26 protein-coding genes are annotated in these 24,868 nt (G+C 65.9%); 14 read left to right on the forward strand and 12 right to left on the reverse strand.

All coding sequences use genetic code 11. From position 1 onward, the window contains the following. The first annotated feature begins 278 nt into the window (after positions 1-278). Positions 279-2,135 (forward strand): chloride channel protein, encoded by a 1,857-nt coding sequence (locus ACQY4S_RS06005; RefSeq protein WP_428484282.1) that lies wholly within the window; start codon positions 279-281, stop codon positions 2,133-2,135. A gap of 39 nt (positions 2,136-2,174) precedes the next feature. Further along, complete coding sequence (locus ACQY4S_RS06010) at positions 2,175-2,498, forward strand: hypothetical protein (protein WP_428484283.1); 324 nt, start codon at positions 2,175-2,177, stop codon at positions 2,496-2,498. A gap of 52 nt (positions 2,499-2,550) precedes the next feature. On the opposite strand, the gene ACQY4S_RS06015 is transcribed toward ACQY4S_RS06010, so the two are convergent. Beyond that, positions 2,551-2,676: a hypothetical protein gene (locus ACQY4S_RS06015; RefSeq protein ID WP_428484284.1), complete on the reverse strand. Its 126-nt coding sequence runs from the start codon at positions 2,674-2,676 to the stop codon at positions 2,551-2,553. 394 nt (positions 2,677-3,070) lie between these two features. Here ACQY4S_RS06015 and ACQY4S_RS06020 point away from each other — a divergent pair, with 394 nt between their 5' ends. Next, positions 3,071-3,772, forward strand: a complete 702-nt coding sequence (locus ACQY4S_RS06020) for a pirin family protein (protein ID WP_428484285.1) — start codon at positions 3,071-3,073, stop codon at positions 3,770-3,772. Positions 3,773-3,846: 74 nt separating this feature from the next. On the opposite strand, the gene ACQY4S_RS06025 is transcribed toward ACQY4S_RS06020, so the two are convergent. After that, on the reverse strand, positions 3,847-4,956 hold the full coding sequence (locus ACQY4S_RS06025; RefSeq protein WP_428484286.1) for an S-(hydroxymethyl)glutathione dehydrogenase/class III alcohol dehydrogenase: 1,110 nt from the start codon (positions 4,954-4,956) through the stop codon (positions 3,847-3,849). Positions 4,957-4,986: 30 nt separating this feature from the next. After that, positions 4,987-6,060, reverse strand: a complete 1,074-nt coding sequence (mutY, locus tag ACQY4S_RS06030; protein WP_428484640.1) for an A/G-specific adenine glycosylase — start codon at positions 6,058-6,060, stop codon at positions 4,987-4,989. A gap of 91 nt (positions 6,061-6,151) precedes the next feature. Between mutY and ACQY4S_RS06035 the strand changes: the two genes are divergently transcribed. The 5 genes from ACQY4S_RS06035 to ACQY4S_RS06055 all read left to right on the forward strand — a co-directional run bounded on the left by ACQY4S_RS06035 (position 6,152) and on the right by ACQY4S_RS06055 (position 13,067). Next, a complete protein-coding gene (locus ACQY4S_RS06035; RefSeq protein WP_428484287.1) occupies positions 6,152-6,625 on the forward strand; it encodes a DciA family protein in 474 nt (157 codons plus the stop codon). A 23-nt stretch (positions 6,626-6,648) separates the two neighbouring features. Further along, positions 6,649-7,242, forward strand: a complete 594-nt coding sequence (locus ACQY4S_RS06040) for a thioredoxin domain-containing protein (protein WP_428484288.1) — start codon at positions 6,649-6,651, stop codon at positions 7,240-7,242. Positions 7,243-7,259: 17 nt separating this feature from the next. Further along, positions 7,260-10,730 (forward strand): chromosome segregation SMC family protein, encoded by a 3,471-nt coding sequence (locus ACQY4S_RS06045; protein WP_428484289.1) that lies wholly within the window; start codon positions 7,260-7,262, stop codon positions 10,728-10,730. 84 nt (positions 10,731-10,814) lie between these two features. Further along, positions 10,815-11,093 carry a hypothetical protein gene (locus ACQY4S_RS06050; protein WP_428484290.1) on the forward strand — a complete coding sequence of 93 codons (279 nt, stop codon included), beginning with the start codon at positions 10,815-10,817 and terminating at the stop codon, positions 11,091-11,093. Between the two features lie 90 nt (positions 11,094-11,183). After that, positions 11,184-13,067, forward strand: a complete 1,884-nt coding sequence (locus ACQY4S_RS06055) for an ABC transporter ATP-binding protein (protein ID WP_428484291.1) — start codon at positions 11,184-11,186, stop codon at positions 13,065-13,067. 9 nt (positions 13,068-13,076) lie between these two features. On the opposite strand, the gene ACQY4S_RS06060 is transcribed toward ACQY4S_RS06055, so the two are convergent. Then, the gene (locus ACQY4S_RS06060; protein WP_428484292.1) at positions 13,077-13,541 is read right to left on the reverse strand and encodes a hypothetical protein; all 465 of its coding nucleotides are present in this window, start codon (positions 13,539-13,541) and stop codon (positions 13,077-13,079) included. Here ACQY4S_RS06060 and ACQY4S_RS06065 point away from each other — a divergent pair. Then, the gene (locus ACQY4S_RS06065) at positions 13,540-14,307 is read left to right on the forward strand and encodes a glucose 1-dehydrogenase (protein WP_428484293.1); all 768 of its coding nucleotides are present in this window, start codon (positions 13,540-13,542) and stop codon (positions 14,305-14,307) included. The two genes, ACQY4S_RS06060 and ACQY4S_RS06065, sit on opposite strands and share 2 nt — an antisense overlap. Positions 14,308-14,610: 303 nt before the next feature. Continuing rightward, entirely contained in the window at positions 14,611-14,820 is a 210-nt protein-coding gene (locus ACQY4S_RS06070; protein ID WP_428484294.1) for a hypothetical protein, read from the forward strand. 7 nt (positions 14,821-14,827) lie between these two features. On the opposite strand, the gene ACQY4S_RS06075 is transcribed toward ACQY4S_RS06070, so the two are convergent. Next, entirely contained in the window at positions 14,828-15,217 is a 390-nt protein-coding gene (locus ACQY4S_RS06075; protein WP_428484295.1) for a hypothetical protein, read from the reverse strand. A 99-nt stretch (positions 15,218-15,316) separates the two neighbouring features. Between ACQY4S_RS06075 and ACQY4S_RS06080 the strand changes: the two genes are divergently transcribed. Then, complete coding sequence (locus ACQY4S_RS06080; RefSeq protein ID WP_428484296.1) at positions 15,317-15,922, forward strand: chalcone isomerase family protein; 606 nt, start codon at positions 15,317-15,319, stop codon at positions 15,920-15,922. A gap of 430 nt (positions 15,923-16,352) precedes the next feature. On the opposite strand, the gene ACQY4S_RS06085 is transcribed toward ACQY4S_RS06080, so the two are convergent. Continuing rightward, on the reverse strand, positions 16,353-16,553 hold the full coding sequence (locus ACQY4S_RS06085) for a hypothetical protein (RefSeq protein ID WP_428484297.1): 201 nt from the start codon (positions 16,551-16,553) through the stop codon (positions 16,353-16,355). A 170-nt stretch (positions 16,554-16,723) separates the two neighbouring features. Between ACQY4S_RS06085 and rpsD the strand changes: the two genes are divergently transcribed. Continuing rightward, a complete protein-coding gene (gene rpsD / locus ACQY4S_RS06090) occupies positions 16,724-17,338 on the forward strand; it encodes a 30S ribosomal protein S4 (protein ID WP_428484298.1) in 615 nt (204 codons plus the stop codon). A gap of 60 nt (positions 17,339-17,398) precedes the next feature. On the opposite strand, the gene ACQY4S_RS06095 is transcribed toward rpsD, so the two are convergent. The 3 genes from ACQY4S_RS06095 to ACQY4S_RS06105 are packed head-to-tail and all read right to left on the reverse strand — an operon-like array spanning position 17,399 to position 20,056. After that, on the reverse strand, positions 17,399-18,079 hold the full coding sequence (locus tag ACQY4S_RS06095; protein WP_428484299.1) for a leucine-rich repeat domain-containing protein: 681 nt from the start codon (positions 18,077-18,079) through the stop codon (positions 17,399-17,401). After that, on the reverse strand, positions 18,076-19,269 hold the full coding sequence (locus ACQY4S_RS06100) for an LLM class flavin-dependent oxidoreductase (protein WP_428484300.1): 1,194 nt from the start codon (positions 19,267-19,269) through the stop codon (positions 18,076-18,078). Before ACQY4S_RS06100 ends, ACQY4S_RS06095 begins: the two co-directional genes overlap by 4 nt. 13 nt (positions 19,270-19,282) lie before the next feature. Further along, complete coding sequence (locus ACQY4S_RS06105) at positions 19,283-20,056, reverse strand: alpha/beta fold hydrolase (RefSeq protein WP_428484301.1); 774 nt, start codon at positions 20,054-20,056, stop codon at positions 19,283-19,285. A gap of 213 nt (positions 20,057-20,269) precedes the next feature. On the opposite strand from ACQY4S_RS06105, the gene ACQY4S_RS06110 reads away from it, so the two are divergent. Next, positions 20,270-21,397, forward strand: a complete 1,128-nt coding sequence (locus ACQY4S_RS06110; protein ID WP_428484302.1) for a CaiB/BaiF CoA transferase family protein — start codon at positions 20,270-20,272, stop codon at positions 21,395-21,397. A 191-nt stretch (positions 21,398-21,588) separates the two neighbouring features. Then, the gene (locus tag ACQY4S_RS06115; protein ID WP_428484303.1) at positions 21,589-21,915 is read left to right on the forward strand and encodes a hypothetical protein; all 327 of its coding nucleotides are present in this window, start codon (positions 21,589-21,591) and stop codon (positions 21,913-21,915) included. An 8-nt stretch (positions 21,916-21,923) separates the two neighbouring features. On the opposite strand, the gene ACQY4S_RS06120 is transcribed toward ACQY4S_RS06115, so the two are convergent. The 3 genes from ACQY4S_RS06120 to ACQY4S_RS06130 all read right to left on the reverse strand — a co-directional run bounded on the left by ACQY4S_RS06120 (position 21,924) and on the right by ACQY4S_RS06130 (position 24,861). Continuing rightward, positions 21,924-22,496, reverse strand: coding sequence for an SWIM zinc finger family protein (locus ACQY4S_RS06120; protein ID WP_428484304.1), 573 nt, complete (start codon positions 22,494-22,496; stop codon positions 21,924-21,926). A gap of 158 nt (positions 22,497-22,654) precedes the next feature. Then, the gene (locus ACQY4S_RS06125) at positions 22,655-24,115 is read right to left on the reverse strand and encodes a protein adenylyltransferase SelO (RefSeq protein WP_428484305.1); all 1,461 of its coding nucleotides are present in this window, start codon (positions 24,113-24,115) and stop codon (positions 22,655-22,657) included. A gap of 23 nt (positions 24,116-24,138) precedes the next feature. Beyond that, positions 24,139-24,861: a double zinc ribbon domain-containing protein gene (locus ACQY4S_RS06130; RefSeq protein ID WP_428484306.1), complete on the reverse strand. Its 723-nt coding sequence runs from the start codon at positions 24,859-24,861 to the stop codon at positions 24,139-24,141. Positions 24,862-24,868: the final 7 nt, after the last annotated feature.

Raw genomic sequence — 24,868 nt, forward strand, 5'->3', positions numbered from 1 at the left:
TGCCGGTGTCGGCGTAGACCGAGCGATAGTAGCACAGTTTGCTCGGAACGGCTGCGACGTCGCGGTGCTTTCGCGGGATCCCCATGGGCTGCAGGCGGCCGCCGCGCCTGCACCGAAATGTCATCTGCCGTGAGGCAGGACGTCGGGTATCGCGTCATGGCGGCGAAGATGCCACAATGTCCATTCGCTCTGGGACTCTCAACCGCCGCCTGGCCAATCTGGCCCACCCCGACGCGTTACGAACTATCGTCTGATGGATGCAGCAAGGGCGGTCCACAATGGTCGACGACACGCCTTCCGGGGAACTCAGCCAACGGCCGACGGTCGAAACCGCGACCAAGGCGCCATCGGCCCCGGTTGCCACGCCTGAGGTAATTGCAAAGCGGCTCAGCCTTCTGCCGCTATCGCTGCTCGCGCTGTTGGTTGGGGTCGTCACCGGCCTCGGCGCAGTCGTTTTTCGCGGGCTGATCGGGTTGGTCCACAACGTCTTCTTCCTGGGTCAATTCTCGTTCGCATACGATTCGAGCATTTTCACCCCCTTCAATCCCTGGGGCCCCGCCATCATCCTGGTGCCTGTCATTGGCGGCCTGGCCGTCACCTGGATCGTCTCTAATTTCGCGCCGGAGGCGAAGGGGCACGGGGTGCCCGAAGTGATGGATGCGATCTACTATCAGCAGGGGGTCATCCGGCCGGTCGTGGCAGTCGTAAAATCGATCGCTTCAGCCATCGCGATCGGCACCGGCGCCGCCGTCGGGCGTGAGGGACCTATAATACAAATCGGTGCCGCGCTCGGTTCTACCCTTGGTCAGGTTATCCGGATGCAAGCCGGCCAGCGCATTACCCTGGTCGCGGCTGGTGCAGGGGCCGGCATTGCGGCGACGTTCAATACCCCAATCGGCGGCGTGCTGTTCGCGACGGAACTGATGCTACCGGAAATCAGCGTGAACACGTTTCTGCCGGTGGCGGTCGCGACTGGCACGGCAACCTTCATTGGTCGTCTGTTCTTCGGGGTACAGCCGGCGTTTATCGTTCCGGCCAATCTGGCGGCGTTGCCGAACAACGTCTCAGCCGCGGCAATCTTGTTGCTCTATGCCGCGCTAGGCGCCCTGACCGGCGTCGCCGCGGCGGGATTTGTCCGGGGCCTGCACTGGCTTGAAGACGGCTTCGACCTCATTCCCGGCCGGTACGTCCGTCATGCCATCGGCATGCTGCTCGTTGGAGGCCTGATGTATGTGCTGTGGACGACGAAGGGGCATTACTACGTCGAGGGCGTCGGCTATTCGTCGATCCAGGCCGTGCTGCGCAACCAGATCACGGGCTACGGGTTCCTGGCGATCTTGTTCATCGCCAAACTCCTGGCGACTTCGATCAGCCTGGGATCCGGGTCGTCGGGTGGGATTTTCTCGCCGTCGTTGTTCATGGGCGCGGCACTTGGTGCGGCCTTCGCCTCGGTCGTGCAGACCGTGATGCCGGGCGTCCCTGTCAGCCTGCCGGCCTTCGCGATGGTTGGCATGGGCGCAATGGTCGGCGGCGGCACCGGCGCGGCCATGACCGCTGTCACGATGATCTTCGAAATGACACGGGACTATGACATCGTCCTGCCGATGATTCTCGCGGTCGCCATGTCCCTGGGTGTGCGCCGGATGCTGTCCGACGAGAACATCTACACCATGAAACTGGCCCGCCGCGGCCACCCGGTCCCGAAGGCGCTGCACGCAAACATGTTCCTGGTCCGTAGCGCGGCCGACATCATGGAACGCGACGTACTGGTGCTGGATGAGGCGACCCCGTTTGCGCGGTTTCTGGAACTGGCGGCGAAGGGTGGCGGGTTGCGCCATGTCGTTGTGACCCGCGGCGGAACGGTGATTGGCGGCCTGCGGGTGAACACCGATCTGCGCCGGACACTGGATCTGACGGCCAGCGAGATACGGCTCGGCGATCTGGTGCAGCCGAGGTTCATCATCGTGCGCGCGACCGAAGTCGCCTTCGACGTGATCACGACGATGTGGGGTCGAAACGCCACCATGGCGATCGTGGTGGGCCGCGACGATGGAACCGAACGGGTTCTGGGGGTCGTGACGAAGGAGCATGTGGCGGACACGGTCGCCCGCAGTGTCCAGATCTATCCCCGCTAAGTCACCGAAGTAAAGGGAAGGCCGAAGGAGCGCAATGCAATGCCTGTCCAACTTCCAGCACCGGAGTGGCCCTCCGAACTCCTCGAAGCAGGCCCTCCTGAAGACCCGTTCATCCTGTTGTCCGGCCCGGCGAGGATTGGCGAGGCGCCGTATCGGGTCTTGGCGGTCCGGGTCAATCCAAACACGCTTGGGGTCGATTACCGTTACGCCTTAGGGGAAGACGTCTACGCCGACTATCAACTCGAGGATACGTTTGACGAGTTAACGTTCCTTGACGACATCGACAAGTCTGTTCTGGTGCCAATCGAGCACGGCCATTACGTGATCTGGATGTTACCGTCCGGCGACACCGGCCACGACTGATCGTCGCAGTCGGGGAACGCCGCTCGTTGCGTCAGCAGCTTCTGGCGCGTGGTCACACAGCGGCGTCACGCTTAGTGCCCTTCTGCACTTGCAGGAAAAAACGCGCCAACGCCCCATACAGCGCCCGCCGAAACACCAGACGTGACACCGCGAACGACAGAAACGCCGTCGCCATCATGCGGAATCATCAAACCATGGTTAGCTAGAGCGTTTCCACCCTGGGTGAAAACGCTCTAGGCGGCGAGAACACAGGGGCTGGCTACTGCACCAATACGCATGACCGTGACAGCGTCATGGATTGTCAAAACCTGGCGGCTTAGGAAAGTTCTCTGAGCAATCTCGCTCGATCAACGTAGCGGTGGCTTGGGCCCGTCCACTGCTCGCTGATAAACCGCATCGGCCTTGCCACCGGCCATTCCAGCGGTCTCGGCCAACCAACGGCCAGGGTCCGGCGGCAGCCGATGCCCGAATCGTCCTTTTACGGTGGCGACCGCGACCGCTACCCCGTAACCCTTGTCGGAAGCTCAACGGCATCCCAAATGCGCCGCCAACAGCAAGACAGGGTTCCTCCCATGATCGAGCTTCGCCCCTTCGACAGCCTGGGCACCTTCCGCAACGAGTGGTTGAACGCCCACCACCACTTCAGCTTCGGCGGCTACCACGACCCCGAGCGCATGGGCCTCGGCCGCCTGCGCGTCTGGAACGACGACGAGGTGGCACCCGGCACCGGCTTCGATCCGCACCCGCATCGCGACATGGAGATCGTCACCTACATCCGCGAAGGTGCCATCACCCACCGCGACAACCTGGGCAACGAGGGCCGGACGGAGGCCGGGGACGTGCAGGTGATGCACGCCGGCACCGGGATCACCCACGCCGAATACAACATGGAGAAGACGCCGACCCGCCTGTTCCAGATCTGGATCATGCCGGACCAGCGCGGCGTCGCACCCGGCTGGGGCACGCGCAGCTTTCCGCGCGACGACAGGGGCCTGTCGGTGCTCGCCAGCGGGCGGCCGGCGGATGCGGGGTCGGATGCCCTGCCGCTGCACGCCGATGCCGCGGTGCTGGCCGGCACGCTGGCCGAGGGCCAGACAACGGAACTGCGGCTCGCGCCCGGACGCGCCGCCTATCTGGTGTCGGTGACAGGCTCGATTACCGTCAACGGCGTCGCCGCCAGCCCACGCGACGGGGTGGCGATCACCGGGGAAAGCACGCTGACGATCAAGGCGACCAATGCGACCGAACTGGTGATGGTCGACGTCGCGGCCTGAGGACGGGCAACCGCGAAGGGCATGCCTTCACGGTGCGCCGAGCGGGGGGACCTCCGGCGCTCGGTTGTTCCGATCTAGAAGACCACCACGGACCGAATCGACTCGCCGCGCCGCATCAGCTCAAACCCCTGATTGATCTGGTCGAACGGCAGCACATGGGTGATCAGGTCGTCGATGTTGATTCGGCCGTCCATGTACCAGTCGACGATGCGGGGCACATCGGTGCGTCCGCGCGCGCCGCCGAACGCCGTGCCCATCCAGGTGCGGCCGGTCACCAACTGGAACGGCCGTGTCGCGATCTCCTGCCCCGCGCCCGCCACGCCGATGATGATCGACTTGCCCCAGCCGCGATGCGCGCATTCCAGCGCCTGGCGCATGACCTTGACGTTGCCGATGCATTCGAACGTGTAATCCGCGCCGCCCTTGGTCAAGTCCACCAGGTACGGCACCAGGTCGCCCCGCACCTCGGCCGGGTTGACGAAGTCGGTCATGCCGAACTTCTCCGCCATCGGCTTGCGCGCGGCGTTCAGATCGACCCCGACGATCTGCTCGGCGCCGACCATGCGCAGGCCCTGGATGACGTTCAGCCCAATCCCGCCCAGGCCGAACACCACGGCGCGTGCGCCAGCCTCGACCTTCGCCGTGTTCATCACCGCGCCAATCCCGGTGGTGACGCCGCAGCCGATGTAGCAGACCTTGTCGAACGGCGCGTCGGGGCGGATCTTCGCCAGCGCGATCTCCGGCAGCACGGTGAAGTTGGCGAAGGTGGAGGTGCCCATGTAATGGAACACCGGCTCGCCTTCCGACGAGAACCGGCTGGTGCCGTCTGGCATGACCCCCTTGCCCTGGGTCGCACGGATCGCCACGCATAGATTAGTCTTTCGCGACAGGCAGTATTCGCATTGCCGGCACTCCGGCGTGTACAGCGGGATCACGTGATCGCCCGGCTTCAGGCTGGTCACGTTGCGGCCGACCTCGACCACCACGCCGGCACCCTCGTGGCCCAGGATCGCCGGGAACAGTCCCTCGGGATCAGCGCCGGAGAGGGTATATTCATCGGTATGGCAGATGCCGGTCGCCTTGATCTCCACCAGGACCTCGCCTTCGCGCGGGCCGTCCAGGTCGATCGTCTCCAGACTGAGCGGCTTGCCGGCCTCCCGGGCCACCGCGGCGCGCACTTTCATCTTCGCTCTCCTTCCAGGACATTGGACGTATCAAGGCTTCCCGCCAGCGGCAATGCGCACGCACTTGCGCATCACCGACGGCAGCGCGGTTTCGTCCAGCGCCGCCAGCGGCTGGACGAATCCCTGTCCGGCGATGCGGGGCACCTGGGCGGCCAGAATGTCGAGGATCAACTCGAAATGGGTGAAGCCGTGACGCACCTGGCCGGCCGGACGCCAATCCGCCGCGGCTGGCGCGAAGGCCAGCGCCTCGGTCGGCGTCCAGGGCAAGGCGCGCCAATCCGTTCCAGGCAGTTCAGTCATGCCGCCCAGCAGCCCCTTGGCCGGACGCCGGCGCAGCAGCACGCCGCCGCTGTCGTCGGTCAGCCAGAAATGCACGCCATACCGCACCGGCCGAAGCTTCTTCGGCGACCGGCGCGGCAGTTCGGCGGCAATGCCGAGCCGGCGAGCCTGGCAGGCGGCGAGCCAGGGACAGACGCCACAGGCGGGTGTGGTCGGGCTGCAGATCGACGCCCCCAGATCGAACAGCGCCTGCGCGAAGTCGCTGGGACGGGCCCGCGCCGCCGGGTCCTGGCCAAGCTGCTCCGCCGCCAGGCGGATCGCTGTCCTGGCCGCCGGCATCGGCTGCTCGATGGCGAAGATCCGTGCGGCAACGCGTTCCACATTGCCGTCCACCGGCACCGCCGGAATGCCGAATGCAATGGCGCCGATCGCCGCCGCGGTGTAGGCGCCAATCCCCGGCAGCGCGCGCAACGCCTCCAGATCCGCCGGAAACCCACCCATCTCGGCCACCGCCCGGGCACATGCATGCAGGTTGCGCGCCCTGGCGTAATAGCCCAGGCCGGCCCAGGCGGAGAGAACCTCGTCCAGTGACGCTGCCGCCAGCGCCTGCACCGTCGGGAACCGGCTTACGAACCTCTCGTAGTAGGGTATGACGGCCGTGACGGTCGTCTGCTGCAGCATGATCTCACTCAGCCAGACACGGTAGGGATCGGGTACTTCGGACGACTCCGCCCGCCATGGCAGGCGGCGGCGATGACGGTCATACCATCGCAACAGCGAAGCGGCGGGAGCAATGGCGGACGACAACACAGACGACGACAACACAGACACAGATATGGCAACCCGCCGCGGGATCGTCCATGCCCCCCATCCCCAGGGGCCACGTCCGCAAGGGCCACAGCCGCAGGGATCACGCGTGCAAGGGCCACGTCCACAAGGGCCGCGTCCCCTGGGCGCGCTGGTCCCCGGCGTGACCCGCGCGACCTACCGCCGTCACAGCCCCGCCGTGGCGCAGATCATGGCGGACTGGCCGATCATCGTCGGCCCGAAGGTCGCCGCCATGACCACGCCCCGGCGGCTCGACCGCGGCACCTTGACGATCGCCTGCGCCGGCGCGGTCGCCATGGACCTGCACTACGTCGGCGTCGAACTGATGAACCGGATCAACACCCATCTTGGCGGCCGGCCGGTCCACACCCTTCGCTTCACCCAGGCCGGCATGCCGCGTCCGCCGCCGCTGACGCCCCGGCCACCGCCTGAAGCCACCGCGGCGGCCGAGGCCGCGGTGGCGGATCTTCCCGCAGGCGAGCTTCGCACCGCCCTCGCCTCCCTGGGACGCGTCGTGCTAGGCCGCGCCCGAACTTCGACCCGCCGTGCCAGCAAGTCATGAAGCGACCACATCCAGAGGTTCTGATGCCCGTAACACGCCGCCTTCTCCTATCCCTGGTTCCCGCGGCCGCGCTGCCGGCGGTGGCCCGCGCCGATGTGGACATGACCAGGGCCGAACGCTCGATCGGCAAGCCGGATGCCAAGACCACGGTGAACGAGTACTTCTCCCTGACCTGCACCCATTGCGCCGCCTTCGCGCAAGGCACGATGCCGGAGGTGAAGACGAAACTGATCGACACCGGCATCGTCCGCTGGGTCTACCACGACTATCCGCTGGACCAGGTGGCACTCACGGCCTCGATGGTGGCGCGGTATCTGCCGGTCGATCGCTACGACCCGTTCATCGACGCGCTGTTCGCGACGCAGGATCGCTGGGCCTTCGCCCGCGGCGCCAACCCGAACGACGAGCTGTGGAAGACCGCCGCGCTGGCCGGCATGTCGCGCCAGACGTTCGACAAGGCGGTGTCCGACACCGGCCTGCGCAACTGGATCCTGAAGCAGCAGCAGGCCGATCAGGACAAATGGAAGATCGACTCGACTCCGAGCTTTGTGATTGACAACCAAAAATACGCCGGGGAAATGAGCTACGAGGTTTTCCGCAAGCTGATCCCGACGTAAGGAGAAAGGGGTACGACTTGCCGGTCAGTTTCCGCCGCCTGCGCATCTCCGGGTTCAAAAGCTTCGCCGAACCCACCAGCGTGGAAATCATGCCCGGACTAACCGGCATCGTCGGCCCCAACGGCTGCGGCAAGTCCAATGTGATCGAGGCGCTGCGCTGGGCGATGGGCGAAAGCAGCGCCCGCAGCCTGCGCGGCGGCGAGATGGAGGATGTCATCTTCGCCGGCACCGCCGGGCGAGCCTCTCGGAACATCGCCGAGGTGACGCTGGTGCTGGATGAAACCACCGGCCGAGCGCCGCCGCCGTTCCATGAGCAGCCGGAACTGGAAATCCTTCGCCGGATCGAACGCGGCAGCGGATCGGCCTATCGCATCAACGGCCGTGAGGTCCGCGCCCGCGACGTGCAGACCCTGTTCGCCGACCTGGCTTCCGGCGCTCGGGCGTCCGCCATGGTCAGTCAGGGGCGGGTCGGCGCATTGGTCGGCGCCAAGCCGGAGGATCGCCGCGCGGTGCTGGAGGAAGCCGCCAACATCACTGGCCTGCACGCGCGCCGGCACGAGGCCGAACTGAAGCTGCGCGCAGCGGAGGCAAACATGGCGCGCGCCGAAGACCTGCGCGCCCAGCTTGAATTGCAACTGAACGGGCTGCAGCGGCAGGCGCGCCAGGCCAGCCGCTACCGCAACATCTCCGTCGCCATCCGAACCGCCGAGTCGGAGTTGCTGGCGCTGCAGCGTGCCAGGGTGGAGCACGCCCGCGCCGCGGCCGCCGCCGCGCTGCATGACGCGGAACTGGCTGTCGCCGCCGCGACCGAAGCGGCAACCGCCGCCACGACGCAGGCAACCGAAGCGGCCGCCACGCTGCCCCCCTTGCGCGAGCAGGAGGCCGACCACCGGACCCGTCTGGAACGCCACCGCGTGGCGCAGGAGCAGATCGCCGCCGAGGCGCAGCGCGCCGGAGCCGAACTGGCCGAGGCACAGCGCCGGGTTGGCCAGATCCACCAGGATCTGACGCACGCCCAGCAATTGCGGCATGATGCCACCGCGGCGGATCAGCGGCTGGCGGCGGAGGAAATCGGCCTGGTGCAAGCCGACGCGGGCCATGATGCCAGAAGCGAAGCCGCCGAAGCCGCCGCTGGCGCGGCCGCCGACGCGGTTCAGGTCGCTGAAGCCGAGGCCAACCGGGCAACCGAAGCGGCGGCCGAAGCCAATGCTCGCGCCCAGGCCGCGGCGCAGCTTCTGGCGCAGGCAGAGCAGCGTGCGAAACGCCTGAACGACCAGTTCCAGACCGCGTCCCAGGACCGCGCCCGTATCGCGGCCGAGCAGGTCGATCCCGCCGCGATTGCACGCGCGACCGAGGCTGCCGCCCAGGCCGAAGCGGCCGTCACCGCCGCCAGGCAGGCCGTGGAGCAGGCCGAACAGGCGCGCTCCGCCGCCGCCGCCGCCCTCGCCGCTGCCCGCGAAGCCCACACCACCGCCGACTCATCGCGCGCTCGGCTTGCCGCGGAGTCGCAGGCCCTGTCAGAGATCCTGGCGGTGAAGGACAGCGAGCGCTGGCCGCCAATGCTGGATAAGCTGACCGTAGCGGACGGGCTGGAAGCCGCGCTGGGCGCCGTGCTGGGGGAGGAACTGACCTCCGCGCTGAACCCAGGCGCCCCCCGTCACTGGCGGGAGCTTCCGCCGTTCGATCCGGCCCCTGCCCTGCCCGCCCGCGCCACGGCGCTGACCAGGTTCGTGCAAGGGCCGCCGGCGCTGGCGCGGGCGCTGTCGCAAATCGGTGTGGTGGAAACCGAGCAGGACGGCACGGATCATCAGACCGTCTTGCTGCCCGGCCAGTCGCTGGTGTCCCGCTCCGGCGCGGTCTGGCGTTGGGACGGCTACACCATCCAGGCCGGCACCCCGACCCAGGCCGCGGTGCGCCTGCGACAGCGCAACCGTCTGGCCGGCTTGCGCGCCAGGCTGACGGTCGCGGAGCAGGACGCCGCCACCGCCCGGACGGCACGAACGGCGGCGGAGACCACCGCGCACGCCGCCGCCGCCGCCGAACAGCAAGCCCGTGCCACACGGCGGGATCGTGAGCAGGCTGTCGAACGCGGCCGCGCCGGCCTCGCCGCGCTGCGCGCACAGGCCGCCACCGCGACCGCCAAAATGGCCGCTGCCGATGACCAGCTCGCCAGGACCACGTTGGAGCGCGACGAGGCGCTGATTGCCCTGGCGCAGGCGCGGGAAGCCAACAGCGCGCTGCCCGACATCGCCGCCTTGCGCGATGCGGTGAATGCCGCACGGGCGAACCTGTTAATCGAACGTGCGCGCGAAAATTGCGCCCGTTCCGAGCGCGACTTGCTGGCGCGCGACCATGCCGCCCGGGTCAACCGCCGCCGCACCATCGTCGCCGAACGCGCCGGCTGGTCCGAACGGGCGCGGGATGCCGCCGGCCGTGTCACCGATCTTGCGGCGCGTCAGACCGATGCGGCGGACACGCTGAAAGCGCTGGAAGCCCGCCCCAGCGAGATCGCCCTCCGCCGAACCGAGGCGCTGGACGCGCTTGGGGCGGCGGAAACCGCCCATCGGCAGGCCGCCGAGACGCTGTCGGTCACACTCACCCACGCCTCCGGAGCCGACCGTGCCGCGCGGGCCGCCGAAGCCGCGCTGGCCGGCAGGCGGGAAGACGCGGTGCGGACCGAGGGCGGCTTGCAGCAGGCCAGTCATGCCTGGGGCGTGGTCGCCGAACGCATCCTGGAACGTCTCGGCGCCAACCCCGCGCTGCCCGATCCGCCGGCCGACCTGTCGCAGGACAACGAGGACCGCGCCCGTAAACGCCTGGAGCGCCAGTTGAAGGAGCGCGAGGAGATGGGTCCCGTCAACCTGCGCGCCGACCAGGAAGCCACGGCGGTCGAGACACGGATCGGCGGCCTGGAAACCGAACGCGCGGAACTGACCGCGGCCATCGCCAAGCTGCGCGGATCGATCGGCCACCTCAACCGCGAGGGCCGCGAGCGCCTGGCCGCCGTGTTCCAGCAGATCGACCGGAATTTCCAGCAGCTTTTCACGCGCATGTTCGGCGGCGGACGGGCGCATCTGGCACTGGTCGGCTCCGACGATCCGCTGGAGGCCGGGCTGGAGATCTACGCGCAGCCGCCCGGCAAGAAACTGGCGACGCTGTCGCTGCTGTCGGGCGGCGAACAGGCGCTGACCGCGCTTTCGCTGATTTTCGCTGTGTTCCGCTGCAACCCGGCGCCGGTCTGCGTGTTGGACGAGGTCGACGCGCCGCTGGACGACGCCAATGTGGAGCGGTTCTGCACCCTGCTGGAGGATATGGTGCGGGAGACCGGGACGCGGTTCCTGGTGGTCACGCACCACCCGTTGACGATGGCGCGCATGGATCGGCTGTATGGCGTGACGATGCAGGAACGGGGCGTGTCGCGCCTGCTGTCGGTCGATCTGGTGGCCGCCGCCGGTATGATCGATCCGCCGCGGATGGCGGCGGAGTGACGCTGTTAAACAATCCAGCAACAGACATGTTACATTTTCCACCTATCTCTCCGGGCATGCTTCAACCAGCATCAGGAGGTTGCGATGTCCGTATCGAAGCGTCTGGGTATGGCGGCAGCGGTGGTCGGCCTGGCGGCTGTCGGCGTCGCGGCGATGCCGCATGACGCCGAGGCGTGGTGGCGTGGCGGCTATGGCGTGGGCGTCGTTGTCCCCCCCGTCGTCGTGGCGCCCGCCCCGGTCTACCCGCCCCCGGTTGTGGTGGCGCCTGGCTATGGTCCGCCACGAGTCGCTTATGCGCCGCGTCGGTTCTGGGTGCCGCCGCACTGGGAAGGGCGGTATTGGGTTCGCGGACACTGGGGCTGAGGCCGGCGCGATCACCTCTGCAAATCGTTGCTTGACGATCGCGGGAGCGGTGATTGACGGACCGGCTTCGAGGGTCCACCGCTGATAACCATGTTCCGCCGCTTTGAGCGCCTGCTCGATCCCATTACCTCGGGTGTGCCCGCCGAACCCCCGGTCGGCGGGCTCTCGCGTTTCTACTGGCACTTCATCCGCCAGGTCCGCGGCCTGACGGCCGCCCTGTTTGTCTTTGGCGGCTTTATCGCCGTGCTGGACACCATGATCCCGGCGTTCATCGGCCGCGTGGTTGGCATGGTATCGCAGAACACGCCAGCCACGCTGCTGCACGACCACGGGCTGGCACTGCTGGGCATGGCGGCGGTGTTGCTGATCGTGCGGCCCCTCGGTAACCTGGCGCACACGATCCTGGTCAACCAGATCGTCAATCCCGGCTTTTCCAACATGATCCGCTGGCAGAACCACTGGCACGTGGTCCGGCAGAGCTGGACGTTCTTCCAGAACGACTTCGCCGGCCGGATCGCCAACCGGGTCCTGCAGGCCGGCCCGGCGCTGCGCGAAAGCCTGGTGATGGCGTTCGATGCCGCCTGGTACATCGTCGTCTACGGCTCCTCCGCGCTGCTGCTGCTGGGACGGCTGGATTGGCGGCTGGCGATCCCGATGCTGATCTGGTTCGCCTGCTACGCCGCCATGCTGCGCTATTTCGTGCCCCGGTTGCGCGACAGGTCCCGCCGCGTGTCGGAGATGCGCTCCACCCTGACCGGCCGTGTGGTCGACAGCTACACCAACATCCTGACGGTCAAGCTGTTCGCCCGCGCGCTTGATGAGGACGCCTTCGTCCAGGAAGCCATCGTGGACCATACAAGCGCCTTCCGCGACCAGACCCGCATGACCTCCGGCTACACCGTCACCCTGACGATGATGAACGCGCTGCTGGTGGTGGGCACGGCCAGCGTGGCGATCTGGCAATGGACCGACGGCCGCATTGCTGTCGGCGCGGTGGCGACCGCCATCCCGCTGGCCTGGCAACTGACCAATATCGCCGGCTGGGTTGCTCGCAGCATCACCGGGATTTTCGAGAATATCGGCACCGTGCAGGACGGCATGCGTTCGATCGACGTGCCGCGGCAGATGCCGGACCCACCGGGTGCGGTGGATCTGCACGTCACCGGCGGCGAAATTCGTCTGGAGGACCTGCACTTCGACTACGGCCGCATCCGCGACTTTATTCCAGGACGGCAAGGCGCCCGCGCGCCAGGCGTGCTGCACGGCATCAACCTGACGATCGCACCGGGTGAGCGGGTCGGGCTGATCGGCCCATCCGGCGCCGGCAAATCGACGCTGGTCAACCTGCTGCTGCACTTCTTCGACCCCGCCAGCGGCCGCATCCTGATCGACGGCCAGGACATCGCCCACGTGACACAGGAAAGCCTGCGCGCGCACATCGCCATGGTGACGCAGGACACCTCGTTGCTGCACCGCTCGATCCGGGAGAACGTCCGCTACGGCCGCCGCGATGCCACCGATGAGGCGATCGTCGCCGCTGCCCGCCGAGCCGAGGCGCACGACTTCATCATGGGCCTGGAGGACTGGAACGGCCGCCGCGGCTATGATGCGCATGTCGGTGAGCGCGGCGTGAAACTGTCCGGCGGCCAGCGCCAGCGCGTCGCGCTCGCCCGGGTCATCCTGAAGGACGCGCCGATCCTGATCCTGGACGAAGCGACCTCGGCGCTGGATTCCGAGGTCGAGGCGGCGATTCAGGAGCAACTCGACCAACTGATGGAAGGCCGAACGGTCATCGCCATCGCGCACCGGCTGTCTACCATCGCGCGCATGGACCGGCTGATCGTGCTCGACCATGGGCGGATCGTCGAAAGCGGCTCCCACGCCGAACTGCTGCGCCGGGACGGGGTCTACGCACGCCTGTGGCGGCGGCAGTCAGGCGGCTTTGATGAAGCCCTGATCGGCGATCGGGTCTAGTGGCCGGTATCAGGAGTTCGCCATCGTGGGCGAACTCCTGATAGTGGCCTGCTCATCCCCTCCGTCCGTCATAAGATATGACGAACTTCGGGGGCAGGACACTCGCAACGTGCGTAGCGCGGCCTCCGGCTGCGTGCCGGCGGAAATCACGTGGATGGTGCCTGGACATGACGCGTTCAGCGCGGTGACACCCTGCTTGGGACAAAGGCCCAGGCAGCCGGTCTCGATAATCTTGACATCGCGCCGCCCGGCGTCACGCAGTGCCTGGCGCAGCTCCGATCGCAGCCCGTGCTTGCCGTTCGGGCCGAAGCCGCCCTTCAGCTTCTTGCCGCACTTGCGGCAGACCAGAATGACGGTCCGCCAGGGCGTCGGTCTGGATTCGTGCATCCGCGCCATGTGGTGATGCCGGCGGCAATTGATAATCCGCCCCCGGTGCAGGATGCTGGCGACACAAGAAACGGAGGAAACCATCATGACCGGCATGCTTGACGGAAAGATCGCTCTGGTGACCGGCGGCGGCAACGGTATTGGGCGAGAGACCGCTCTGGCTTTCGCGCGGGAAGGCGCGCGAGTCGCCGTGATGGATTACGAGGCCAATGCGGCGCGGGAAACAGTCGGGCTGATCAACGATGCGGGCGGCCAGGCCCTGTCGCTGTCCGGCGACGTCACCCTAGCGGCCGATGTCGCGGCAGGGGTTGATGCGACGCTTGCAGCCTATGGCCGGCTGGACTGCGCGTTCAACAACGCCGGCATCGCGCCATTTCAAGTCGATGCGATCGGCCAGAGGACGCATGAATGGTCGGAAGCCTCGTTCGACCGGATGATCGAGGTGAACCTGAAAGGCGTCTGGCTGTCGATGAAGCATCAGATTCCGCCGATGCTGGCGGCGGGTGGCGGCGCGGTTGTCAACACCGCCTCGATCGCCGGTCTGGTCGGCCTGCGCGGCTCCACCGCCTATGTCGCCGCCAAGCATGCGGTGATCGGACTGACCAGAACCGCGGCCATGGAGTACGCCCAGGACGGCATCAGGGTGAACGCCGTCTGCCCCGGCTTCATCACCACCCGCATGACCGCCCCGACCCGCCAGCAACGCGGCGCCTCCATCATCGACCGCACCCCGCTCGGCCGTTTCGGCGAGCCGCGGGACATCGCCGAGATGGTGGTGTTCCTGTGTTCCGACCGGGCAGCCTTCACCACCGGCGCGGCCTATGAGGTAGATGGTGGTTGGACGGCGACATGATGGCGGCGGACGCGGTTGATCCCGCCAAGCATGAGCGTCGGCCTCGGCCTGTCCCGCGCCGGTCGCGCACCGACAGGACGGATGACACCATTCCCATTGCCGTTGGCTCCGTTGGCTCCGTTGGCTCCGTTGGCTCCGTTGGCTCCGTTGGCTCCGTTGGCAGGAAAATATCGACAGCAGTTTTTCATCATGGGACATGCGCGAGATCGAGGATAAAATCCGGTATCACGTGCATCCCGCTACACACGATGATCCCCGTATGGTATGAAGTAACATCAATTATGATTTATCAACGGGGACGCCATGAGCAACGAGGAACGGGGCCTTTTCGAGGCAATGTTGCACCGACTTGAATTGATCAGGGTTCATGCCGAGGAGCAGAACGTTCTTCTGGAGAAGCAGAATGTTTTTCTGCAGCAATTTTCTGTTTCGCTCGAAGGACTTCGCAGTGACCTGAGAAGCAGCCCAGGCAGGCCGACCGATCGGCAGGTCCGCGCCCAGTACAGGAAGTGACGGACTTTCAATCTCGCGGTTTCCGCAGCACATATCCCTGGCTCGCCATGCATGTCCGGATCGCGGCCCGAACCGCCGGAGGTCCGGTGACCGGGGAGATGATCCAGCTTTCCAGCGTACCGGCATTTTTCAGCCGCACGGCTTCGGTCGAGGATGTGCGGCATTTTTGCAGATCAGCCTTATACCGATCCGACGTGTGTTCGCCCTGGACCGGCGGATCGTAGGCACACCCGCTCACGCCAAGCAACAGCACGGGAACCACCCAGCAGGCGCGGAACGATGTCATGCGGTGCATAGTACAAGATGGCGCAAAGCGCGCCAGCACCAGGTTGCCATGCGTGGCGCCATCGACACGGACCAGATCCGTCGAACGGCCGCACGAGCCTGGTTGGGACAATGTCGACGAGATCGTGCGCATAGGATGGACGGCATTGCACGAACGCGTGCCGGACAAAACCTTGGGCTAGTCGTTCTGGCGACCCCGGATGACAAAATAATGAATCGCCAGACTCGCACCTTGGTCGTCACACTTTCAATCATGTTTCGTAAGTTGATTCTGACGGCGATGGTCATGCTGCCGCTGTCCGTTGCATGCGCGGCGGAGCTGCACGATGTCACGCTGCCGGACACGCGGGTGGTGGACGGGATTCCCATGCGGTTGAACGGCATCGGCCTGCGCACCTACTCCTTTCTCGACATTCCGATCTATGTGGCCGGGTTGTATCTGGAACATCGCAGCGATAACGCCGACGCGATCCTGCACTCACCCGAACGCAAGCTGCTCGAGTTTCAGTTTCTTCGCGATGTCGATGCTGAAAGAGCGCGAAACTCCTGGCGATCCGGATTGAAGAATGCCTGCGAGCCGCCGTGCCAACTGGATCCGCGCGACGTCGAACGATTTCTCGCGGCGGTGCCGGATTTGCACAAAGGCGACAAGACCGTGATGCTGTTTACCTCGAAAAGCGTCGACGTGACGTTCAATGGACAACGTATGGGTTTGATTTCCAATCCCCATTTCGCCACGGTCATGCTTGCCAGCTTTATTGGATCCAAGCCTCCGACTGTTCGGCTGAAACGCGCGCTCCTCGGCGCTCGGGACTGACCTCGCCGCGCACGCGGGACCGGGCGTCAGATACTGTCTACCGGAGGCTAGGCAGGGCAATCGGGTGAACCGGGTGACGCGAAGAGTTCTGCGCCATGGGCACCCGACGGGCGTCCTGGCCGCGTTGCATTGCCTTATGTCATGGCCGGGGCTTGGCTCGGCTACCCACGGCTTGCGGTGCCAAACCAAGCCAAAGTCGTGGGTCACCGGGCCAAGCCCGGTGATGACACAGCGGCAGATGCGCCATCCCGTGTCTTCAGTCTACTTCACCCGATTGCCCTGGGAGGCTACGCAAGTCCCCTTTATCAGCCGGTTGATCTGTTGCACCGTATGCAAGGCCGCGAGCCGCAAGCTGATCATGTCACGACCTTCGACTGTGATCGCCGCCGCAAAACAGGCTGCGATTGCCACAAGGCAATGCCCAGGCCTGTCAAAGCTGCCGGCTGAGTTTCCGCGCCAGCAGCCAACCCGGCAGGGCGGAGAGCGGCGCGGCCGGCAGCAACAGCAGCCAGCCGAGGGGCTGGCCGTTGACGATCAGGTCCATGCCGATGCCCAGCATCATTCCGCCAACCAGCGACCCGATGACGCCGGACGCCACACCAAGCCACAGAATATCGCCGCGAGAGATCATCCGCGGTCCCTACCCAGGCGGCGAATGTTTGACAAGCCGCCGGTTCGGCGCTTATACGCGCCGCTCTTTACTGCCGGGAACGTGGACGGACCTTGATGGTCCGCGCCCGCCCATTGCCTATGTAATGGGCCTACCGGTGCAACAACCTGGACGCAAAGGGCAACGCGCCAATGACCAAGCGCGCCGAGAGCAAGTACAAGATCAACCGCCGGCTGGGCATCAACCTTTGGGGCCGGCCGAAATCCCCCGTCACCAAGCGCGAATACGGCCCCGGCCAGCACGGCCAGCGACGCAAGAAGCCGACCGATTTCGGCACCCAGTTGATGGCGAAGCAGAAGCTGAAGGGCTACTACGGCAACATCGGCGAGAAGCAATTTCGGAAATACTACGAGGAAGCCGTGCGCCGGAAAGGCGACACCTCGGAGAACCTGATCGAGATCCTGGAGCGTCGGCTGGACGCCGTCTGCTACCGCCTGAAGTTCGCCGTCACACCGTTCGCGGCAAGGCAGTTCGTCAACCACGGCCATCTGACGATCAACGGCAAGCGGGTCAACATCCCGTCCTACCAGGTGCGCGACAACGACGTGATCGAGGTGAAGGAGAAATCCAAGCAGCTCGCCGTCGTATTGGACGCGACGCAAAGCAGCGAGCGCGACGTGCCGGAGTATCTGGAAGTCGACCACCGCGCGATGAAGGCCCGCTTCACCCGCTCCCCCAAGCTGTCGGACGTGCCGTATCCGGTGCAGATGGAACCGAACCTGGTGGTCGAGTTCTACTCGCGTTGATCCGTTATATCGTTTCCGCGGGGCGATAAACGGCCGTTTGGGTCGCGCCACGGGTTCCGCTCAAGGCCCTGCCTCAAGCGGTCGTTTCGCCAGCCGGCCATGCGCGGATGCCGCGGCAGCCGGCGCCGGACGATTGTTGCACAAGACCTTGCTCCCTGGCAGCACGGGCAGGTCAACGACGTGAGTGCCGCGGATATCCAGCCGCCGCAGCGCGCGCAGCGCCGCCAGCGGCGAAAGATCGGCCACCGCCGTATCGCCCAGTTCCAGCACAAGCAGCCGCGTCAGGCCGGCCAGCGGTGACAGGTCGATCACCGGCGTGCTGGACAGTTGCAGGCTGACCAGCTCCGTCATTGCCGCGACCGGTGCCAGATCGGACACTGAGGTCCCGCCCAGGTCCAGCCGCCGCAGCCCCGTCAACCCGGCCAGAGGGGCGATATCCGACACCGGACAGCCTGTCAGATACAGGCTCCGCAGCCCGTTCAGCCCCGCCAGCGGCGTCACGTCGCCAACCGGCGTGAACGACAGGATCAGGCTTTGCAACCCGGTCAGGTCCGCAAGCGGCGTCAGGTCCGCGGCGCGAGCGAGCTTCAACCCCAGGACGCGAAGTCGATGCAGGCCGCGCAGCGGCGACAGGTCGTGGATCGGCGTTGCCGTCAGGAACAGCCGTTCCACGTGGGTCAACGACGCCAGCGGCGGCAGATCGTCCAGCCGCCGCCGTTCCAGCCGCAGTTCGCTGGTCACTCCGCGGCGACAGCCTGTTCCGGCGTGGCAAGCTCGCGCAACCGCGGTGCAACCTCGCGGCCGAACAGCGAGATATTCTCCTTGGCGTCCTGATGCGACAGATGGCCGCCCTGGCCGAAGAACAGCAGATGGCCGACGCCGCCCATGCGGGTGTTGAACGCCTGCAACTGGTTGAACACGTCGTCCGGCGTGCCGGCGAAGACCGTATCGGTATCCATGAACTGCTGCACCGTGGCGGTGCGATGATCGACTGATACACCGTTGCGATCGGTGATCATGCGATGCGCCCGAGGCCCCGCCTTCAGCATCGCTACATTGGCACCGATCGAGTTGTAGCCCGGCGGATTGGTGAACGGCTCCGCCACCACTGGGGATGTCCGCACATAGTCGGCGATGATGTCGGCGCGCCGCAGCCCTTCCTCCCGCGTCTGACCGACGCCGATGATCGCGGCATAGGCCATACGATCCGCGCCGGCCTCCCAGCCGAGTTCCCGCGCGCGCTTGCGATACGCCTCATACATCGGCTTCGCCAGGCCGCCGGACAGCAGCGTGCCGACCACGTGACCGTGTTCCGCCGCCAGCACGCCGGTTGCCACGCTCATGCCGGTCATCCACACCGGCGGGTGCGGCTGCTGCACCGGCCGCGGCCAGATGTTGACAGCGCGATATTGGAAATACTCGCCCTCCCAGGAGAACGGGCCGTCATGCGTGGTCAATGCCTTCAGGATAAGATCGTGCGCCTCCCAGTAGCGGCGCATCAGCCGGCCGGGGTTGGCGTTGGCGGGGGCGATCTCGTATGGCGCACCCTTCACCAGCCCCATCTCCAGCCGGCCGCCGGACAGGCAGTCCAGCCACGCCATCTCTTCCGCCACACGGACCGGATCAGGCCGGTTGGCGATCGGATTTCCCAGTGTCAGCAACCGCGCCTTTTTGGTTTCACGCGCGATGACCGCCAGCGCCATCGGCACCGAGACGGTCATGCAGGTGGCGGTGCTGTGGTGCTCGTTCACCATGATGTCCAGCCCGACATCGTCGCACAGCGCGAATTCATCCAGATAGCGGTTCAGCAACTGGCCGGCTTCCGCCGGATCGACGTTCTCGTTCGGGAAATTCACCCGCAGGGAGCCCCGATCCAATCCCTTTCGCCACGCCGGGTGATACGCCATCTCGGAGAAATACCAGGTGCGCATCGCGTCCTCTCCTTCAAAGCCGTTCGGTGAAACCACGGACCCGGGCGGCGAACGCCTCGGGTTGTTCCCAATGCGGATAGTGGCCGGCGTCCGGGATCGTCTCCAGGCTGGCACCGGGAATTTCCGCCTTCCACGCCTCGGCGTACGCGGTCGAGACGATGCCGTCCTGCTCGCCCCAGAGCAGATGGGTCGGCGTGGCAATCCGGTGCAGCCAGCGCTTCAGCCGTGGGTTGTGCATGTAGGGCTTCCAGCCGAACACCACCAACGCCTCCCGCCCACGCGCGATGCCGGCCAGTTCGGTGTCTGGCAGTCGAGTGTAGTCGATCTCGCCGCGCGACGGATCAGCCCAGGCCAGGCGCATGAACGCGGCGCGCGGGATCGCGTGCATGTCGGCGATGTCGCGGTCGAGCACGCCGCCGACCTTGATGCCCAGCGGCGCCGCCAGCAACAGCCCGGCGAAGCGGCTAGTGTCGCGCACCGCCATTTCCGCCGCCACCCAGCCGCCGAAGCAGGCGCCCACCAGCACCGCGTCTTCCAGATCCAGTTCGGCGGCGAGATCCAGATACAGGTATGCCAAGTCGTCCACCGTGCCGATCCAGTCCGGCAGCACCGATCCGCCGAAGCCGGGATGGTGCGGCGCGATGACGCGGTGGTCCCGCGCCAGCAGGTCGATCCAGGGCCGGTTCGCTTGCAGCCCTTCCCCCGGATGCAGAAACAGCAGCGGACGCCCCTGGCCTTTCTCCTCGACCTCCAGCTTGACGCCGGCCACGCTGATCAAACGGCTCACGCGGTTCCTCCATTGTCGCATTATACCAGTGGCCCGCTGGGCTCCCCTTGGGCCGACTGGCACGCATGCGGGCTGGTGGGGTGCCGCATGCGAAATCCAATTGGTTGCAAGTTTACCCAGCCGCCGCCGTTCGGCAATGGGCGGGGTTGCGTCCGCCGCCCGGACGATGGTCCTTTCGGCAGGCATTGTTTCGCTGCCAAAGGACCCCGCACCATGGCCAGACCGCTGGAGGGACTGCTTGTCGTCTCGCTCGAACAAGCCGTCGCCGCGCCCTACTGTTCGGCGCGCCTGGCCGACGCTGGCGCGCGGGTCATCAAGATCGAGCGGGCGGAGGGCGATTTCGCCCGCGGCTACGACAGCGCGGTGCAAGGCGCGTCCAGCTACTTCGTCTGGCTCAACCGCGGCAAACAGAGCCTGGTCGCCGACATCAAGCAGTCTGAGGACGCGGCGCTGCTGCACCGGTTGGTCGGCCGAGCCGACGTGTTCATCCAGAACCTGGCGCCTGGGGCCGCGGCACGGTCCGGCTTGGGCGCCGAGGCGTTGCGCGCTGCGAACAATCGCCTGATCACGGTGGACATCTCCGGCTATGGCGACACCGGTGAATACGCGACGATGAAGGCGTACGATCTGTTGGTGCAGGCCGAGTCAGGGCTGGCGATGGTGACCGGGCATCCCGCCGGGCCGGGCCGCGTCGGTGTCTCAATCGCGGATATCGGCTGCGGCATGAACGCCTATACCGGTGTGCTGGAGGCACTGATCGAACGCGGCACCACCGGCCACGGCAAGGGTCTCAAGGTCAGCCTGTTCGATGCGGTCGCCGACTGGATGAACGTGCCGCTGCTGTATTATGAAGGCACTGGAAAGTCGCCGCAGCGCCTTGGCCTGGCGCATCCGTCGATCTGTCCATACGGCGCTTTCGCGACCAGGGACCACGCGCTGGTTCTGATCTCGATTCAGAACGAACGGGAATGGGCGACGTTCTGCGCAGGCTTCCTTGATGCGCCCGATCTGCCGAAGCAACCTGGTTTCGAGAGCAACAACATCCGCGTCGCCAACCGAACGGTGGTGGACCAACGGGTCGGCCAGACCTTCGCGGCACTGACGCGGGACGAGGCGGCGGCTAAACTCCGAGCGTCCAACACAGCCTATGGCTTTGTGAATGACCTCGCGGCGCTTGGCCATCACCCGGCGCTGCGGCGGACCCCGGTGACGTTGCCAGGTGGCGGCGTGGCGAAGATCATTGCGCCCGCGGTGATCCGCTCTCATGAGACTTTGGCGCTTGGACCGGTCCCAGGGATCGGAGAACAGACCGCGGCGATCAAGATCGAGTTCGGCGCGTAAGGCATGCTGATCAACAGTAACCGATACACCGCCGCCCTTCGCTTTTCCACTCCGGCGTTCAGTGGACTGTTCGTGGCGCCAGCGCCTGGCATAAGTTCGTCGATAAGGCTCTGGAGCCTGGCTGCATTCCTCAGTAAGAATCCACGGTAGACTACAATCTGACGCGTCAACGCATGGTAAGAGAAGGTCTTATGACGCCGGCGGCCAATCCCTTAAAAGGACGCTGGAAAATCGTTTGGATGGAAATGTGGGATCAGGATTTCGTTGACGAAGAAGTCTCCGGGCATGTCACGCTTGGCGACAAGGCGCGTGGAGATTTTCAATTTGGCTATGTGTGCGGTTCTTTTGCCTGGTCAACAACAAATGATCGCGTAGATGCTCTGTGGGAGGGCAACGACGAGATGGACCCTGCCCATGGCGATATTCACTGTGAAATCAAAGAGGGAGCGCTCTACGGCATCATTGGGTTTTTCAATGGTGACAGATCTGCTTTTCGCGCTGTACGGGATAACAAGTAAGGTTTTGCTTAATTATTTTGTGTCCAATCAGCGATGGCATCTTCGGCCTCTTGCAGAACTTTATCCATGGATTTGTGTCTTGTGCCACCTTCCCAAACCAGTCCGCCTTGATCAAGTACTCGTATAATGGAAGTGCTGTAGCCATCACGCCCGATTTCGATCCAGCCATCCTTGATCCAGCCAGTGATATTGGGGTATTTTTCAGTGAAAATATCAGGCTCGACTTGTCGTTTTGATGGTCCTCTGGCCGTTGGCGGCGACGCATTGATCAGATAAAGACCAAGGGCAACGGCATGTTTGCAAAATCCGTGATCCGACATGGCTGGACAGGTGCAGTCGGCGCTCAATCCTTTTGCCGTCAATTTCAGTTCGACATGGTAGGGCTGTGATCCCATCACTTCGGCAGTGGCTTCATCACGCGTATGCTCATGCAGATGAACATTACCGCCGGTGGAATATGCCTCACCGCGCGCGTAAACTTTGGGGCCAGCCAATTCATGCAGGCGTTGTGGCGACAGGAAGGCCTGAAGTTTTCCCTTGTTTGACATACGATACTGAGCCTTTTCAGCGAGGATGAACAAGTGCGTCGTTTGGCGCAGCGCCCCGCGCTCTCGACGTCATGACGGGCCTTCGCCCGCCATCAGGGAATGCGGCGACCGTACTTAATCCGAACCAGTTATTCCTCGGCAAGCTTTCAAGGCACTAGGCTAAGACAAATGCGGGATGGTGACCGACCGATTCATGTCCCGCAGAACGTCTGCAGCACCCGCTCCTCCTCCCGCGCCGGCAAGCTGTAGCGATCCCGCGCCGGGTCATCCTCGAACGGCCGCGACAGCACCGCGTGCAGTTCCTCGAACGGTCCGAAATCCTCCCGCTCGACCGCGGCGGCCAAGGCTGCCTCCACCAGATGATTGCGCGGAATGAACGCCGGGTTCATCGCCCGCATGATGGCGCGGATCGCCGCCGGACCGTCGCCCTCCCGCGTCAACCGCGACCGCCAGCGCTCGGCCCACGCCTCGAATCCACCACCGTCACCGAATAGCGAACGCACCGCCGCATCACCCGCCGGCCCCGCCACCGCATCGCCCAGCCGGCGGAAGGTCTGCGTGAAGTCCGCGCCGTGCTCCATCATCAGCTTTAGCAGATCCTGCACTAGGCTGTCGTCCCCGTCCCGCTCGACCGACAACCCGATCTTGCGTCGCAGCCCATCGAAGTACGCCTTCTGGAAGTGCCGCGGAAAGGCCGCCAGCGCCTCCTTCGCTGCCGCCTCGCCGCCGTCAAGCAACGGCAGCAACGTCTCGGCCAGGCGCGCCAGGTTCCACAGCGCGATGCGGCCCTGGTTGCCATAGGCGTAACGACCTGCCTGATCGATCGAACTGAACACGGTTGCCGGATCATACGCATCCATGAAGGCGCACGGTCCGTAATCGATCGTTTCGCCGGCAATAGAGCAATTGTCGGTGTTCATCACGCCATGGATGAAGCCGATCAGCAGCCAGCGCGCCACCAGTTCCGCCTGAGCCGCGACGACGGCATCCAGGAACGCCCGATACGACCCCGTGGCCGCCGGGTAATGTCTCGCGATGGCATGATCGGCGAGCAGACGCACCCCCTCGATGTCACCGCGCGCCGCGAAATACTGAAACGTGCCAACGCGGATATGGCTGGCGGCGACGCGGGTCAGCACCGCGCCGGGCAGCCTGGTCTCCCGCCACACCGCCTCACCGGTGGTGACCGCGGCCAGGGTCCTTGTGGTCGGGACACCCAACGCGGCCATCGCCTCGCTGACCAGGTACTCCCGCAGCACCGGCCCCAGCGCCGCTCGGCCGTCACCGCGGCGGGAGAACGGCGTCGGCCCCGACCCCTTGAGCTGGATGTCGCGGTGCAGCCCGTCCCGCCCGACGACCTCGCCCAGCAGGCACGCCCGCCCATCGCCGAGTTGCGGCACCAGATGCCCGAACTGATGCCCCGCGTAAGCCAGCGCCATCGGCGCCGCCCCCCGCGGCACATGGTTTCCCGCCAGCACCGCCACGCCCTCCGGACCGGCGAGTTCGTCGGGGTCGATCCCCAGGGTGCGGGCCAGCGCCGCATTCACCCGCACCAGCCGCGGCGCCGCCACCGGCGTCGGTTCGACCCGGGCGTAGAAGCGTTCGGGCAGGCGGGCGTAGCTGTTGTCGAAGGAGATGTGCATGGGTGGCATATAATGCGCCACGTACGGCGACACTACCCCAGCCGCGGATCGGGCACCCGCGCCGCCACCAGCACGTCGACCACCACCGCCCCCGCCACGAGCAATGCCGCCGCACAGGCACTGGTGGTCGCGCCGGAGGTCATCACATCATCAATCAGCAGCACCGAGCGGCCCACGAGCCGCGGCTGGCGCGACGGACGCACCGCGAAGCAGCCCGCGACCGCCCGCGCCCGCTCCGCCGCCGTCTTGTCGTCCAGCGGGACGGTCGGGCGGGTGCGGACCAGCGCGTTCAGCAGTGCCGGGCGGTGCGACAGCCGGCCGACCGCCTGCGCCAGCACCGCCGCCTGGTTGTATTTGCGTTGGTACAGCCGCCGGCGGTGCAGCGGGACCGGCACCAGGATCTGGGCCGCGGCCAGCAGTTCGCCGCCGGCACGCAGCATCAGCGGCGCCAGGATCGGTCCCAGTTCCACCCGGTCGGCGTGCTTGAACGGCAGGATCAGCCGGCGCGCCATGTCGTTGTAGCGCAACGCCGCACGTGCCTGGCGGAACACCGGCGGATGGTCCCTGCAAGCCGTGCAAAGTCCATCCATGCCCGCCTGATCGACCGACGCGAACGGCACGCCGCAACGCGCGCAGAACGGCGCGGTGATGAAGCTGGCCCCGGCGAAGCAGGCGCCACAAAGTTGGCCGTGGATTCCAACCAGCGTATCGCAGACCACGCAGCGCGGTGGCAGCAGTGCATCCAGCGCCGCCACGCCGGCC

Source organism: Rhodopila sp. (assembly GCF_965276935.1).
GTDB lineage: Bacteria > Pseudomonadota > Alphaproteobacteria > Acetobacterales > Acetobacteraceae > Rhodopila.